The following is a 14676-nucleotide window of genomic DNA, read 5'->3' on the forward strand; positions in this document are numbered from 1 at the left end:
GGTAAGACCTGGTGGGAGCAGCAGCGCACCGGACTGTCGCGATTGATAGCGGTGCTGGCCTTTCTGGTGGTGGCACTGACCGAGAGCCGCTGGGAAGCCCATCAGGAGCCCGTTGCCATATTCCTCTTCAGCATCGGCCTGGCCCTGGCTGCCGTCGGAGCCGCAGGCAGGATCTGGTGCTCGTTCTTCATCTCGGGCCGCAAGGACGGTCAGCTGGTGAGCGAAGGGCCCTACTCGATCTGCCGCAATCCCCTCTACGTGTTCAGCTGCATCGGCCTAGTGGGGGTGGGACTCACCACCGAAACGCTCACCTACCCGCTGCTGTTCCTGGCGATTTTCGGGCTCTATTACCCGGGGATCATGGGCAGGGAAGAGCGCCGGCTCGAAGAGCTGTTTGGCGAGGCCTACCGGCAATACCGGCAAAGGGTGCCGCGGTTCTGGCCGCGGCTGGAGCTCTACAGCGAGCCGGCCAGCTGGAGCAGCAATCCACGCCTATTTAGACGCCATATCCTGAGCGACATTTGGTTTATCTGGATTGCAGCGATCATTGAGCTGATCGAGGGTTTTCGCAGTGCGGGCATGCTGCCCCACCTGCTGGATCTCTGGTGAACTCACCACCAGCCACCCCAGAAAGGCCCGCCGAAACCATCACCGAAGCCGTCATCAAAGCCGCCATCAAAGCCCGGTTCCACGTTCCAGGTGGGCTCAGGACCACCTGCCTTGGGGGGCTTGGGTGGCCCGGCCAGGGTTTCCTCGCTGATGCCTGGAATCGGCACTGAGGCGCAGGGACACTGACATAGGCCATCGGGGCCGATCAGCCCCAGGCTCGGCTGGGCGCAACTGCAGGGGCAGCTCTGGGCCTGGGTCTGGCTCTGGGCGAGGGCCGGTTGGGGGAGCGGCACCAGGCAACCCACCAGGACCAGCAGGCTGCTCCAGGAGAAAGTGGCGAGGCGAGACGGCAGCGGAGGCACGGACATCAGGGCAAAGCTGGGGGGAAGGGGATGGAGAAGGCCAGATAAAGAAGCCATGTTAGGATTGATATGTGTGAGCGTATTAACGTCTGCAGCAATTTTCAAAACACAACAACCGAACATTTGTGGACCTCTCCGAAAGGACATCGGGCAAAGTGCATGAATTCGTGGCAGAGCGATTGATCAAGCTAGCTCCCGAAAGAGATGCTAAGATTCTTGATGTCGGCTGCGGCACTGGTGCACTTCTTGTCAGACTACGTACACTTGGATTCAAGAATCTCTACGGTGTAGACATCGCCCCCCCCTTGAATCTCAAGGGGGGCATCAATTTCTTTGAGTGTGATCTAGACAACTTCAGTGTCCCACTTGAGGCAGGAACAGTTGATTTTGCTCTCGCTGTAGAGGTTATAGAACACATTGAAAACATTGGGCAACTCCTCCTAGAGCTTTCGAGGTTACTGAGACCAAATGGGTCAATAATGCTAACCACCCCAAATGTTCACTCGGTTGAGGCCAGGGTTAGGTATTTGTTGACTGGGAATCTCAAGCAGTTTGACGTCCTTGGCGATCCAACTCATGTGACACCAATCTTTCAGTTTCCTTTTGAAAGGATCCTCAGGCGTCATGGCTTCTTCGTCATTGACGCCTGGGGTTTCCCGATAGATGGCTCTAACCTAACGTACGGCTCCAGCGCTCGTTTCCTTGCGAACATGGCTCGATTATTTGGCGCGAAAGATGCACCTCGCGGAGACATCTTATGCATGCTTATCGGTCAAGACAAGGATATAGGAATTGCGAGAAACGCCGAGCAAAAGAGACAGGCCCTTACGGCCCATTATAAATGAAACGAGAAAGTTCGTTAAACATCAAGCTCAGCGAAACGAATGAGGCCTTACATATAGATAATGTTGTTGTGGATTAGCGGTGCGGCGGATTAGGCCGCCGGCTGGGCCAGCACCTCCCCGTAGGCGGCCCGGCGCTGGAGATCAAGGTGCTCCAGATGTTTGCGCTCGTTGTAGTAGAGCGCCTGGAAGCGCAGGGCGTCGCCATTGAGCTCGGCGAAGAGGGCCTCGATCCGCACTTCCATGTCGCTCAAAGGCGCCAGGCCTGAGACGGTCGCCCGCGCCTCCTGCCGTTCCTCCTCCAGCAAACGGGAGATGCAGCGCTCAAGGGTTTCGAGCCGCTGACTGCTCCAGGCATCGAGCAGATGGCGGCAACGCTTGAGGCTCTTCTGCCGTTCCAGGGCAGCGGCGGCACCACGCAGTTGCAGCAGGGGCTGGCTGAGGGCCATGCGCTGCAGCTCATTGGGCTCCAGCAGCGGGGTCAGCCGACCCAGCAGGGCGCTCTGCTCCACCACCAGCTGGTCGGCGAGCAGCCGGGGCAGGTCCAGATCCCCCAGATCGAGGCCGGGATCCTTACCGCGATTGACCGCCTCCAGCCGGCCGGCGCCGAGGTTGTCTTCCTCCAGGGAGCTGATGGCTGCCCAGAGCAGGCGGTGGGGTTGCAGGGCGAAGTCGTCGAGTTCCCGCTGGCGCAGTTCCACCCGGATGGCGGCGCGGTGGGCCGGGCAATGCAGGTAGAGCCGCAACAGCTCGGCCTCGGCCCGCTCCCGCAGGCCCGCCTCGCCGGGCTGTTCCCACTTCTGGGAGCGGCCGTGCCAGCGCTGGCCCTTCACCTGCTGGCGCAGATCGTCCTCCAGCTGCAGCGCCAGGCGGGCCTGGCCGCCACTGAGCCGCTCGGCCACCCGCTGCAGGTAGTGGCTGCGCACGGCGCTCTGGGGCAACTTGCCCAGCAGGGCCACCAGGGCCGACACCGCCTGCTGGAACTGGTCAGGGCGAGCCAGGTCGCGGCCCTCCAGCACCTGCTCGATCTGCCAGTCGAGCCAGAGGGGAGCCTGATCCAGCAGGGCGCGATAGTCACCGGCCCCCTGGGTCTTGAGGAATTCGTCGGGGTCCTTGCCGGCCGGCAGGTGCAGCACCCGCAGCTCCAGCTGGCCCTGGAGGGCCAGCTGCTCCACCTCGCCGATGGCCCGCTGGGCGGCCCGCACGCCGGCGCCGTCGCTGTCGAAATTGAGGATCAGGCGGCGGCTCTCACAGCAGCGGCAGAGCTGGGTGATCTGCTGGCTACTCAGGGCCGTGCCCAGGGCTGCCACAGCGTTGGTGATGCCGGCGGCATGGAGGGCAATCACATCGAAGTAGCCCTCCACCACCACGGCCCGGTCGTCCTTGCGGATGGCGGCGCTGGCCCGCTCGAGGCCGAAGAGGTGCTTGCCCTTCTCGAACAGCTCCGTTTCGGGGGAGTTGAGGTATTTGGGCTCGCCGCCATCGAGGCTGCGGCCACCGAAGCCGATCACCCGCCCCTGGCGGTCCTTGATCGGCACCATCACCCGATGGCGGAAGCGGTCGTAGAAACCATCCCCCCCCTTGCGGGGCACCACCAGCCCGGCGGCTTCCAGCAGCTCCGGGCCCAGCCCCTCCACCTGCTGCAGGTGGCCCAGCAGGCCATCCCACTGCTCTGGGGCGTAGCCGAGCTCGAAGGCCTCCAGGGTGGCCTCACTGAGACCCCGGCCCTGGCGCAGATAGGCCAGGGCCGGGGCGCCAGCCGGGCTACGCAGCTGGCTGCGGAACCAGCCGGCCGCCAGGGTGAGCACCTTGTGGAGCTGTTCGCGGCGGGAGAGCTGCTTGCGCAGGCGCTCCTGCTGGGGCCCATCGAGGGTTTCGATCGGCAGCTGGTATTTGCGCGCCAGCTCCAGCACCACATCGCTGAAACTCTGGCGCTGGTGTTCCATCAGGAACTTGATCGCATTGCCACCGGCCCCGCAGGAGAAGCAGTAGTAGAACTGCTTGGCCGGGGACACCGTCATCGACGGTGATTTGTCGTCGTGAAAGGGACAGATGCCGACGTATTCCCTGCCCTTCTTCTTGAGCACCACGTGCTCGCCGACCACATCGACGATGTCGGCCCGTTCCTTGACGGCCTCAATCGTGCGGGGGTGGAGACGGGGCAGGCTCAAGGAGCAAAGGGGGAGCGGTGGGATCTGAAGCAGGGCCCGATTCTGACCGGGGCCGGCAAGCCGTGCTGGCGATGGTGGCCAGCGCCCTGAGTTTCTCCCTGATGGGCGTATGCGTGAAGCAGTTGGGAGGCCGGATCCCCGCGGCGGAGGTGGTGCTGGCCCGCAGCCTGATCAGCCTGGGGCTGAGCTGGTTGCTGCTGCGGCGGGCCGGGGTGTACCCCTGGGGGCGACGGCGGGGCCTGCTGATCTGGCGCGGGGCGATCGGCACCGCTGCCCTGCTCTGCGTCTACGCAGCCCTGGCCGCCCTGCCGCTGGCCTCGGCCACGGTGCTGCATTACCTCTACCCCCCCTTCACGGCTCTGCTGGCCTGGCTGATGCTGGGTGAGCGGATCGGCAAGCGGGTGTTGGCCGCCATGGCACTGGGCTGGCTGGGGGTGATGCTGGTGGCTCAGCCCGGCGGCAGCCTGGCCCTGGCCTGGCAGCCGGTGCTGGTGGCCGTGGCCGGCGCCCTGTTCACGGCCCTGGCCTACGTGAGCGTGCGTTCCCTGGGCCAGAGCGAGCACCCGCTGGTGATCGTCTTTTATTTCCCCCTAGTGGCCCTGCCCCTGAGCCTGCCGCTGGTGGCCCTCAATCCCGTGCTGCCCACCGCCACCGAGCTGCTGTGGCTGGTGGGGGTGGGGCTGTTCACCCAGCTGGGCCAGGTGTATCTGACCCGCAGCCTGATGGCCCTGCCGGCGGCGCGGGCCACGGCGATCAGCTATGTGCAGGTGGGCTTCGCCGCGGGCTGGGGCTGGTTGCTGTTTGGTGAGCAGATCGATGCCGCCACGATCAGCGGAGCCCTGCTGGTGCTGGCTGCCACCGTGGTCAGCCTCAGCCAGCCGGCAGGGGATCGGTGATCCACAGCTGCACCCCGTTCTCGCCGGCCGCTCCGCTGGGCCGGGCCAGCCGCCAGCTCTGGCCCTTTTCACCGCGCTGCAGGTAGAGCTCAAAGGGGCTGTCAACCCGAATTGGATCGCCAGCCAGGCGCCAATCAAACTGGCCCACAATGCGCAGGCCTTTGGCCTCACCGATGGGCAGCGACTCCTGCTGGGCCACCCGTACCCGACTCACCTCCGGAGCCCCGCCGGCCTCCAGGGCCAGGGCCTCGGCGATAGCCCCCTGGGTCAGCTGGATCTGCAGCTCAAGGGCCCCGAGCAAGGCGGAGCGCGGTGGCTGGCCGACCCCACTGCAGCCCGTCAGCGCCAGGGGCAGCAGCAGCAGCAGGGGGAGCAGCCAGCCCCACCAACTGCGCAACGGCGGGCCGGACTGGGCAGAACTGGGCAGGGCGGGCACGATGGGGAACTTTCTGGTGATCCCATGATCGGCTGGCTGCAAGGGCAACTCACCCATCCCTGGCAGCAGGAGAAGCGCTTCGGCCTGATGCTGGTGTGTCAAGGCGTGGGCTACGACGTGCAGGTGAGCCAGCGGCAGTGGCAGCAACTGCCGGAGGCGGGCAGTGCCATGGCCCTGCACATCCACCACGCCATCCGCGATGACGCCTGGATGCTCTACGGCTTCGCCGAGCGGCCTGAACGGGATCTGTTTCGCGAACTGGTGGCCGTCAGTGGTATCGGCCCCCAGATGGCGCTGGGCCTGCTGGGCGCAATGGATACGGCTGAATTGGTGCAGGCGATCGTGCACACCGACCTGCGCCGCCTCTGCCAGGCGCCTGGGGTGGGCAAGCGCACGGCCGAACGGCTGGCCGTAGAACTGCGCACCCGGCTGCAGCAAAGGTTCCTGGGCCAATTGGAAGCAAACAGCGACCCTGACTCCCTGGCAGAAGGTGTCATGCTTCCCGCCGCAGGACGGGATGAGGTGCAGCTCACCCTGGCAGCCCTGGGCTATGAGGCCCTGGAGATCCACCGGGCCCTGCGGGCCGTGGCCGCCGGCGGGCTGGCGGAAGGGGCAGGGGCCGAAGACTGGATCCGCGAGAGCCTGCGCTGGCTCTCACGCCAGGTAGCCTGAAGCGCCCAGGCCCCCTACCCCCAGACGGTATGGTGGGACCTTGCTTACCAGCTCTGGCTCAGCCTGCGCTCCACTCCCCAGCCCATGCCGCTCACCACCACCACTAAGCAGGAACTGATCAACGGTCACCAGACCCACGGCACCGATACCGGGTCGGTGGAAGTGCAGGTGGCCATGCTCAGTGAGCGGATCACCCAGCTGACCGGTCACCTACAGAAAAACAAGCACGACTTCTCCTCTCGCCAGGGGCTGCTGAAGATGATCGGCCGGCGCAAGCGCCTGCTCAGCTATCTCAAAGGCCTCAGCCAGGAGCGCTACAGCCAGCTGATCGCCAAGCTGGGCATCCGCGGCTGATCGGGGCTTACTCAACATGGCCAGCAAGGGCAGGCAGGGGGTTCCAGATGTGGTCGCCAACCGCATGGCCCGGCGCATCGCCATCGGCACAGGGATCCCCACCCTGATGGGCATGGGGGTTTTTGTGGGCAGCTACCTGCTGGTCAGCCGGCAAATTCTCGACATAGCCCCCAGTACCACCCTGGCGGCGTCGGGTGCCTGCTTCTTTCTGGGGGTGTTGGGCCTGAGTTTCGGGGTGCTCTCCGCCAGTTGGGAGGAGCAGCCCGGCAGCCTGCTTGGCACCGAGCAGATCGGCCTGAACATCAGTCGTCTGCGCAGCTCAATGAAAAGCACTCCTACAGGCAGCACCCCTAAATCAACTAGTCCTAAATCAAGCCCCCCAAAATCAAGCAGCAAGAAGCGGTGAGCTGATCGTGGCCTGGAAGTCTGCTGCGGTCAGGGTGAGTAGGGCGGCCTGCACGTCATCCACGCAGAACTGGGGACCCAACCGCACAAAGCGGGTCTGATCCTCCTGGCGCACCAGGGCCACCACCGGCACCCGCAGGCCCGCCTCATCCTGGGGGGGGCGGTGGCGGTGCAGGCACTCCCGCAGCCGGTGCTGGATGGCGATGTCACTGGCCTGCTCGGCCGGCAGGTCCACCATCAACAGCTGGAGATCGTCGATGCAGCGGCAATCGTCCACGATCAGCTGCACCCGATCATCGCGGCGATCCACCGTGGCCCACACCAGCAGGCGGGCGTCCACCATCAAATGGTCGGCGAGGCGGGCGTAGCTCTTGGGAAACACCACGGCCTCGCAGCTGCCGGTGAGATCCTCCAGCTGCAGCACCGCCATCCGATCACCCTTGCGGGTTGTCACCTGGCGGATTTCGGGCACCATCACCACAGCGCTCACCTTGGCCTTGTCGGCCAGCTCTTCGAGGTTGGCCAGGGCAATGGGGGAGAGCAGCTTCACTGGTCGGCCCAACTGCTTGAGGGGGTGATCGGAAAGGTAGAAACCCACCAGCTCCTTCTCCAGCCTTAGTTTCTCGGTGGGTGGGTAGTCGGCCACCGGGGCCGCCTTGGGGGCCACCTCAGCGCCGCTAGCCGCCCCACTGGTCACCTCCCCAGCTCCGGCACCAGCTCCGGCCAGCAGATCAAACAGGTTGCCCTGGCCGCTGGCCCGGTCCTTAGCCCGGGAGCTGGCCCAGTCGATCAGCAGATCCAGATCGGCCATCAGCTGGGCGCGGTTGGCCCCGGGCTCGAGGGCATCGAGGCTGCCGGAGTGGATCAATGCTTCGAGGGCCCGGCGGTTGAGCTGGTGGCCCGGGATGCGATCGCAGAGCTCGGCCAGGCTGGCGAAGGCCCCCTCACTGCTGCGGGCCTCAAGCAGCTGACGAATTGCCCCATCCCCCAGATTCCGCACCGCCGAGAGCCCAAACAAAATGCGCTTGCCGACGGGCGTGAAGTCGATGCCCGAGGCATTCACATCGGGGGGCATCACCTCGATGCCCATGGCGCTGCAGTTGGCGATGTAGCGCTGCACCTTGGCGCTGTCGCCGGCATTCACCGTGAGCAGGGCCGCCATGTAGGCCACCGGATAGTGGGCCTTGAGGTAGGCGGTCTGATAAGTCACCGCGCCGTAGGCGGTGGAATGGCTCTTGTTGAAGCAATACTCGGCGAACAGCACCATCTGCTCGAACAGGGCTTCGGCGATCCTGGCTTCCACTCCTCGCTCGGTGGCACCCTGGACAAACAGGCCCTGGTGCTTCTCCATCTCGCTCTTCTTCTTTTTGCCCATGGCCCGCCGCAGCAGGTCGGCCTCGCCGAGGGAATAGCCGGCCAGGTCTTGGGCGATCTTCATGATCTGCTCCTGATACACCATGATCCCGTAGGTCTCATTGAGGATCGGCCGCAGCTTTTCGTGGGCGAATTCAATAGCTTCGCGGCCATGCTTGCGGTTGATGAACTTGGGGATCAGGCCGGCGTCCAGCGGCCCGGGCCGGTATAGGGCCAGGATCGAGGAGATGTCCTCCAGGGAGGAGGGCTTGAGGTCGCGCACGATCTGGCGCATGCCGCTCGATTCGAGCTGGAAGATGCCCTCCAGATCGCCGCGGCCGAGCAGGGCATAGGTGCCCGGATCATCCAGCGGCAGGGCATCGGGATCCACCAGCACGCCGGTGCTCTGCTGCACCAGATCGACCGTCTTGTCGATCATGGTGAGGTTTTTCAGACCCAGGAAGTCCATCTTCAGCAGGCCCATCGACTCCACGTCTTCCATGAAGTATTGGGTGATCACCTGGCCGTCGTTATTGCGCTGCAGCGGCACCAACTCATCGAGCGGCTCGGCGGCGATCACCACCCCGGCGGCGTGCACACCGAAGGTCTTGTTGGTGCCCTCGATGCGCATGGCCATGTCCACCCAGCGCTGCACGACCGGGTCTTTCTGATACTTCTCACGAAACTCAGGCGCCGGCGACTCGGCGCCGATCATCTCCTTGAGCTTGGCGGGCTTGCCGCGCACCACCGGGATCAATTTGGCCAGCCGGTCGGCGTCGCCATAGGGAATATCCAGCACCCGGGCCACGTCCTTGAGCACCGCCTTGGAGGTCATGCGGTTGAAGGTGATGATCTGGGCCACCTTGTCTTCGCCGTAGCGCTTGGTGACGTAGTCGATCACCTCGCCGCGGCGCTCGATGCAGAAGTCGGTGTCAATATCCGGCATCGACTTGCGCTCGGGGTTGAGGAAGCGCTCAAACAGCAACCCATGGATGACCGGATCGATGTTGGTGATCCCCAGGGCGTAGGCCACCAGGGAGCCGGCGGCTGAGCCGCGGCCGGGGCCCACCGGAATGCCGCTGTCGCGGGCGAAGCGGATGTAATCCCACACCACCAGGAAGTAGGTGGGAAAACCCATCTGCTCCATCACCTGCAGCTCGAAGGCCAGGCGCTCGCCATAGATCGGCTCAAACGGCCGATCGACTTCAAGCTGGAGCCGCTCCCTGAGGCCCTGCTCGGCCACCTCGGTGAGATAGCTCACCGAGGTGTGACCCTCGGGGATGGGGAAGCGGGGCATCTGGTAGCGGCCCAGGATGTCGTAGGCCTCCACCTTCTCTGCCACCCGGGCGGTGTTGGCTACGGCCCGCTCGATCACTTCCTGGGGCAGGTGGTCGGCGAAGAGGGCCAGCATCTCCGCTTCGCCCTTGATGTATTCGGTGCCGGTGTAGCGCAGCCGTTTCTCGTCGCTGATCAGCTTGCCGGTGAGCACACACAGCAGGGCGTCGTGGGCCTCCACATCGTTGGCACTGAGGTAGTGGGCGTCGTTGGTGGCGACCAGCTCGATGCCCAGCTCGGCGCCGATGCGGGCGATGCCGGTGTTGACGATGCGATCTTCAATGCCGCCGTGGTCTTGAATCTCTAGGTAGAAGTCGCCGGCGAAGACACCCTGATACCAGCTGGCCACCTCCCGGGCCACCTCGGGGCGCCCCTGCAGGATCGCCTGGGGAATCTCACCGCCGAGGCAGGCGGTGGCCACGATCAGCCCCTCGCTGTGGGCCGCCAGGGTGGCCTTGTCGATGCAGGCGCGGGAAAAGATGCCCCGGCCGCGCATGCCGCGCAGGTGGCTGATGCTGGTGAGCTTGACCAGGTTGCGATAGCCGACGGCATTTTTGGCCAGCACCACCAGGTGGTAGCGCTTCTCCTTTTTCTGCTGGGGGTCATCAATGGAGCCATTGATGACATACATCTCATTGCCGATGATCGGCTTGATGCCCGCCTTAGTGCAGAGCTTCAGCAGCTCGATGGCGCCGTACATGACGCCGTGGTCGGTCAGGGCCAGGGCCGGCATGCCCAGTTCCAGGGCCCGCTCCACCATGGCCGGCAGCTGGCTGGCCCCATCCAGGAGGCTGTAGTCGCTGTGGTTATGGAGCGGTACGAAGGCCAAGGGCAGGGACGGCCGGTGGCCCGAGAACGGAGCTCAGGTTAGGCGACAACGCAAGATCCAGCGTGGCTCACCGCCCCATTGGGGCAGAGGCCACCAGATCTGGAGTCGGGTGGTTGTGCAGCACCCGGGCCGCCTGCTCGTATTGGTGGGCCACCTGTAGCAGGCGCGGCTCCTCGAGCACGCCGGTGATCAATTGCAGACCGATCGGCAGACCCTGGGCGTCGAAGCCACAGGGCACGGAGATGGCCGGCAGACCAGCCATGTTGGCGGGGATGGTCAACAGGTCGGCCAGATACATGGCCAGCGGGTCATTGCTGTGGGCGCCGAAGCCGAAGGCGGTGGTGGGCGAGGTGGGGGTGAGCAGCACGTCAACGGTCTCGAAAGCCCGGTCGAAGTCGCGGCGGATCAGGGTGCGCACCTGCTGGGCCTTCCTGTAGTAGGCATCCACATAGCCGGCCGAGAGGGCATAAGTGCCGATCAAGATGCGGCGCTGCACCTCGTCGCCGAAGCCCTCGGCCCTGCTGCGGGCGGTCATCTCCGCCAGGCTGGTGGCATCTGGGGCCCGGTAGCCGTATTTGACACCGTCGTAGCGGGCCAGATTGGCCGATGCCTCCGACGGGGCGATCACGTAGTAGGTGGCGATGCCGTCGTTGAAGCGGGGGCAGCTCACCTCCACCAGCTCACAGCCCAGGGCCTCGAGCTGGGCGGCGGCGGCCAGCACCGAGGCCTTCACGGCGGGGTCGAGACCCTCCGCCGCAAAGCACTCGCGCACGATGCCCACCCGCAACCCCTTGATGGGTTGGTCCAGGGCGGCGACGTAGTCGGGCACCGGGGCTTTGAGGCAGGTGGCATCGCGGGGATCGGCGCCGGCGATTACCTGCAGCAGCTCGGCCGCATCGGCCACGCTGGTGCTGAAGGGGCCCACCTGGTCGAGGGAGCTGGCGAAGGCCACCAGCCCGTAGCGGCTGACCCGCCCGTAGGTGGGCTTGAGGCCCACCACACCGCAGAAAGAGGCGGGCTGGCGGATAGAGCCGCCGGTGTCTGACCCCAGGGCCGCCAGACATTCACCGGCGGCCACGGCCGCCGCACTGCCACCGGAACTGCCGCCGGGCACCCGCTCGGGGTTCCAGGGGTTGCGGCTGGGCCCGAAGGCGGAGGTTTCGGTCGAGCTGCCCATGGCGAACTCGTCGAGATTGGTTTTGCCCAGCAGCACCGCGCCGGCCTGCCAGAGCCGCTCGGTGACGGTGCTCTCGTAGGGGGGCACGAAGTGCTCCAGCATTCGGCTGGAGCAGGTGGTGGGAATTCCCTGGGTGCAGAGGTTGTCCTTGATCCCCAGGGGGATGCCGGCCAGGGGAGGCAGGGCTTCGCCTGCGGCCCGCCGGGCATCGATGCGATCGGCGTCGGCCCTGGCCCGCTCGGCCGTGACCTCGAGAAAGGCGTGGATGGTGCCATCTACCGCGGCGATGCGGGCCAGGTGGTGATCCGTGAGCTCCCGGGCCGAGACCTCGCCCTTGCTCAGTTGCTCACCCCATGCGGCGATCCCCATCCACCTGATTGCCAGTTGGACTGGACGCTATCAGCCGATCTCCGTCAGGGGCTCGCCCCTGCGGGTGCGCAGCAACCTGTGCTCGAGGGAGGCGGGCGCTTCGGCCTGCAGATCCGAGAGGAATTCGGGCAGGCGGGCTTCGAGGGTGTGCCGGCGCACGAAGGGGCCAAACCAGTAAATCGCGTCGGGGCCATGGGTTTCGACCCGTGCCCACCAAGCCAGGCCCAGACCATTAGCGCAGCTGCGCAGGGGCCACAGCAGGGGATTCATGGGGGCGGGGCGGGAATGGTTCCATTTTGCCCGGCGCCGGGTCCCCCCAGGCCGGCCTTAATCACAACTAGAGATCACAACCGGATATCACCGCTAAATCCAGCTGGCGGGGCCGGCGTCAGCCCCAGCTCCACCACAGGAGCCTCTGGCTGGAGCTCGGGCTCAGGCGGGGCCTCGGGCAGAAGCTCAAGCTCGGGCTCAGGCAGAAGCTCAGGCTCGGGCTCGGGCTGGAGCTCAAGCTCAGTCTCAGTCGGAGCCTCAGGCTCAGCCTCAAGCTCGGCCAGAAGCTCAGCCTCGGGCTCAGGCAGAAGCTCGGGCTCGGGTACTGCTGCGGCGACGGGCAGCTGGGGGCGTACCAGGCGCGGGGCGGGCTGGCTGCCCCGCAAGCCCTTCATCCAGCCCCGCCGGGCAACCTCGTAGAGCAGCAGGGCCGTGGCCACCGAGGCATTGAGGCTGGGGGTCACCCCCCGCAGGGGAATGCGCACCAGCTGGTCACAGTTGCGGCGGGTGAGCATCGAGAGCCCGTCGCCCTCCGAGCCGGTCACAACCACCAGGGGACCCTCCAGATCCACCTCCTCCAGGCTGAGGGCGCCTTCGCTGGCCAGTCCCACCACCCGGTAACCCTCCTGCTTGAGGGCGTCGAGGGCCCGGTTGAGATTCACCACCCGGGCGACGGGCAGATGCTCCAGGGCGCCCGCCGCAACCTTGGCCACCGAGCCGGTGAGGCCGGCACTGCGCCGCTGGGGCAACACCAGCCCATGGGCACCGAGGGCTTCGGCACTGCGCACGATGGCCCCCAGGTTCTGGGGATCGGTGAGGCCATCGAGGGCAATCAGCAGGGGCGGCTCGCCGATGGCGGCGCAACCCTCGATCAGGCTGGTCAGATCTAGGGTGTCGGCGGCGGCGGTCTGCAAGGTGATGCCCTGGTGCACCGCTCCGCCGGTGAGCTGGCCCAGCCGGGCCCAGGTGACCTCCTCCACCAGCACACCCGAGGCCTTGGCCTCGCGCAAGAGCTGCAGAAACTTGGTGCTGGTGCGCACCTCAGGCGTGCACCAGATGCGGTGGATCGGCCGGCCGCCCTCGAGCGCCGCCTGGGCGGGATGGCGACCCCAAATCAGATCGGTGCTGGGGTCGATGCTGTGGCGTTCGGCCTCGCCGGCAGCCAGCGGCGGAGCGGCGTCAACGATCAGGGGCCTGGCGGCGGAGCGCAGTGGCGACCCAGCCCGGCGCGGACCAAAACGGCCCTCGATGCGGCCGCCGGGTCTGCGGTCGTAGGGCTTCCCGTCACCAATTGGTCGCCTCTCACCAAGGGGCCTCCTTTCCCCAAGGGGCTTCCTGTCGCCAAGGGGCTTCCTGTCGCCAAGGGGCTTCCTGTCGCCAAGGGGCCGCCTGTCTCCTAGGGGCCTTCTTTCCCCAAAAGGTTTCCTCTCTACAAAGGGTTTTCTCTCTACAGAGGATTTCCTTTCGCCAAAGGGTTTTCTCTCCCCGTAGGACCGCTCGTATGGTTTCTCGTAGGGCTTGTCATAGGGCTTCTCGTAGGGTTTTTCAGCCCTGCTGGCGGGACGATCTGAACTTCCCTCCCGGCGGGGTTGGCGACGCAGATCACGGGGCCCAGTTTCCCGACCATCCCGGCTATCTCGACCATCCCGAGGCTCTCGGCCCTCCCGGCCCTCGCCGGCCCCTTTGAAACGGGTTGGGCGACCAGTGCCGCGACGGGGTTCAAAGCGTGGACTCATGGCGGCGTTCGCTGGTTATGGATCGTTTTCCTGCAAGTGATCTAGCAGCTCGGCCAACCGGCCTGGATCGTGGAGAAACAGCCAGCCCAATAGGGTCTCGAAGCCGGTGGCCTGGCCATAGGCCGCCGCATCGCCCCGGCGCGGCCCCTGCCCGGCCCGGTTGCGGCCGCGGCGCACCAGATCCAGCTCCGCCTCGCTGAGCAGGCCATCGAGGCACTCCAGGCAGCGGGCCTGGGCACCGGCGCGCACCACCTGAACCACCTGCTGATGCAGGGTCTGGGAGCGGGCCGGCCGGCGGCAGCGTTGCAGCCGGTGGTGCAGTTCCCACACCGCATCACCCAGCCAGGCCAGCTGCAGGGGGCCCAGCTCAACCTTGGGGGGCTGGGGAGTCAACCCAGCCAGCCAGTTCCCTGGCGCCGCCGAATCGGGCTCGCTCCGTTCAGGCGGCGAGGCTGCCAAGGGCGGTTTCCAGGTTGGGTTGCAGATGCAAAAACTCCTCCAGGCGCACGAGCTTCACGGTCTGCACCACCCGGGCATTGCCCACCACCAAAAACTTCTGCTTGCCCGTGTTGCACTGCTTGGCCAGCTGAACCAGGGCCCCAAGGCCGGAGGAATCGATGAAGTCGATCGCACTCAGGTCAATCACCAGGGGTTGGCCGCTGCCGCGATGGGAGGCGATGAAATCGCCGAACTGTTTATCGGAATAGGCATCCAGCTGGCCGGTAAAGCGGAACAGCTGGCAGTGGGCCTGCTGCTCGAAGCCCCCCCGTAGGGACACCGTCAATCGCTGCAGGTCGTTGATGGCTCCAATCCCCGATAAGTTCTGCCGGGAGTGTAGAGAGTTGATTTGACTGTGCGGA

The 14676-nt window shown here is 65.7% G+C and carries 15 protein-coding genes; 6 read left to right on the forward strand and 9 right to left on the reverse strand.

All coding sequences use genetic code 11. The features are described from left to right. Positions 1-609, forward strand: a 609-nt coding sequence (locus tag KBZ07_RS07400) for an isoprenylcysteine carboxylmethyltransferase family protein (RefSeq protein WP_254931009.1), incomplete at its 5' end; no start/stop codon positions are given. A gap of 2 nt (positions 610-611) precedes the next feature. Here the strand turns inward: KBZ07_RS07400 and KBZ07_RS07405 are convergent. After that, positions 612-977, reverse strand: coding sequence for a hypothetical protein (locus tag KBZ07_RS07405; RefSeq protein WP_254931010.1), 366 nt, complete (start codon positions 975-977; stop codon positions 612-614). A gap of 119 nt (positions 978-1096) precedes the next feature. Between KBZ07_RS07405 and KBZ07_RS07410 the strand changes: the two genes are divergently transcribed. Next, positions 1097-1816 carry a bifunctional 2-polyprenyl-6-hydroxyphenol methylase/3-demethylubiquinol 3-O-methyltransferase UbiG gene (locus KBZ07_RS07410; RefSeq protein ID WP_254931011.1) on the forward strand — a complete coding sequence of 240 codons (720 nt, stop codon included), beginning with the start codon at positions 1097-1099 and terminating at the stop codon, positions 1814-1816. 89 nt (positions 1817-1905) lie between these two features. Here the strand turns inward: KBZ07_RS07410 and dnaG are convergent, their stop codons facing one another. Further along, positions 1906-3984, reverse strand: a complete 2079-nt coding sequence (dnaG, locus tag KBZ07_RS07415; protein WP_254931012.1) for a DNA primase — start codon at positions 3982-3984, stop codon at positions 1906-1908. A 17-nt stretch (positions 3985-4001) separates the two neighbouring features. Between dnaG and KBZ07_RS07420 the strand changes: the two genes are divergently transcribed. Beyond that, positions 4002-4880: a DMT family transporter gene (locus KBZ07_RS07420; protein ID WP_396123962.1), complete on the forward strand. Its 879-nt coding sequence runs from the start codon at positions 4002-4004 to the stop codon at positions 4878-4880. On the opposite strand, the gene KBZ07_RS07425 is transcribed toward KBZ07_RS07420, so the two are convergent. After that, positions 4855-5316, reverse strand: coding sequence for a hypothetical protein (locus KBZ07_RS07425; protein ID WP_396123963.1), 462 nt, complete (start codon positions 5314-5316; stop codon positions 4855-4857). The genes KBZ07_RS07420 and KBZ07_RS07425 overlap by 26 nt on opposite strands. A 24-nt stretch (positions 5317-5340) precedes the next feature. Here KBZ07_RS07425 and ruvA point away from each other — a divergent pair, with 24 nt between their 5' ends. From ruvA to KBZ07_RS07440, 3 genes are all read left to right on the forward strand, one after another. After that, positions 5341-5988: a Holliday junction branch migration protein RuvA gene (ruvA, locus tag KBZ07_RS07430; RefSeq protein ID WP_254931013.1), complete on the forward strand. Its 648-nt coding sequence runs from the start codon at positions 5341-5343 to the stop codon at positions 5986-5988. A gap of 84 nt (positions 5989-6072) precedes the next feature. Next, positions 6073-6342 carry a 30S ribosomal protein S15 gene (gene rpsO, locus KBZ07_RS07435; RefSeq protein WP_254931014.1) on the forward strand — a complete coding sequence of 90 codons (270 nt, stop codon included), beginning with the start codon at positions 6073-6075 and terminating at the stop codon, positions 6340-6342. A gap of 16 nt (positions 6343-6358) precedes the next feature. Further along, the gene (locus KBZ07_RS07440; protein ID WP_254931015.1) at positions 6359-6748 is read left to right on the forward strand and encodes a PAM68 family protein; all 390 of its coding nucleotides are present in this window, start codon (positions 6359-6361) and stop codon (positions 6746-6748) included. On the opposite strand, the gene KBZ07_RS07445 is transcribed toward KBZ07_RS07440, so the two are convergent. The 6 genes from KBZ07_RS07445 to KBZ07_RS07470 form a co-directional block, all read right to left on the reverse strand. Next, positions 6728-10264, reverse strand: a complete 3537-nt coding sequence (locus tag KBZ07_RS07445) for a DNA polymerase III subunit alpha (protein WP_254931016.1) — start codon at positions 10262-10264, stop codon at positions 6728-6730. The genes KBZ07_RS07440 and KBZ07_RS07445 overlap by 21 nt on opposite strands. Positions 10265-10331: 67 nt before the next feature. After that, complete coding sequence (gene gatA, locus KBZ07_RS07450; RefSeq protein WP_254931017.1) at positions 10332-11810, reverse strand: Asp-tRNA(Asn)/Glu-tRNA(Gln) amidotransferase subunit GatA; 1479 nt, start codon at positions 11808-11810, stop codon at positions 10332-10334. 30 nt (positions 11811-11840) lie between these two features. Continuing rightward, complete coding sequence (locus tag KBZ07_RS07455) at positions 11841-12080, reverse strand: DUF1816 domain-containing protein (RefSeq protein ID WP_254931018.1); 240 nt, start codon at positions 12078-12080, stop codon at positions 11841-11843. 74 nt (positions 12081-12154) lie between these two features. Beyond that, complete coding sequence (gene rlmB / locus KBZ07_RS07460) at positions 12155-13816, reverse strand: 23S rRNA (guanosine(2251)-2'-O)-methyltransferase RlmB (RefSeq protein WP_254931019.1); 1662 nt, start codon at positions 13814-13816, stop codon at positions 12155-12157. Positions 13817-13831: 15 nt separating this feature from the next. Beyond that, the gene (locus tag KBZ07_RS07465; RefSeq protein WP_254931022.1) at positions 13832-14218 is read right to left on the reverse strand and encodes a Mini-ribonuclease 3; all 387 of its coding nucleotides are present in this window, start codon (positions 14216-14218) and stop codon (positions 13832-13834) included. 37 nt (positions 14219-14255) lie between these two features. Further along, positions 14256-14600, reverse strand: a complete 345-nt coding sequence (locus KBZ07_RS07470; RefSeq protein ID WP_197148641.1) for an STAS domain-containing protein — start codon at positions 14598-14600, stop codon at positions 14256-14258. Between the last annotated feature and the right edge of the window lie 76 nt (positions 14601-14676).

Source organism: Cyanobium sp. BA20m-14 (genome assembly GCF_024346295.1).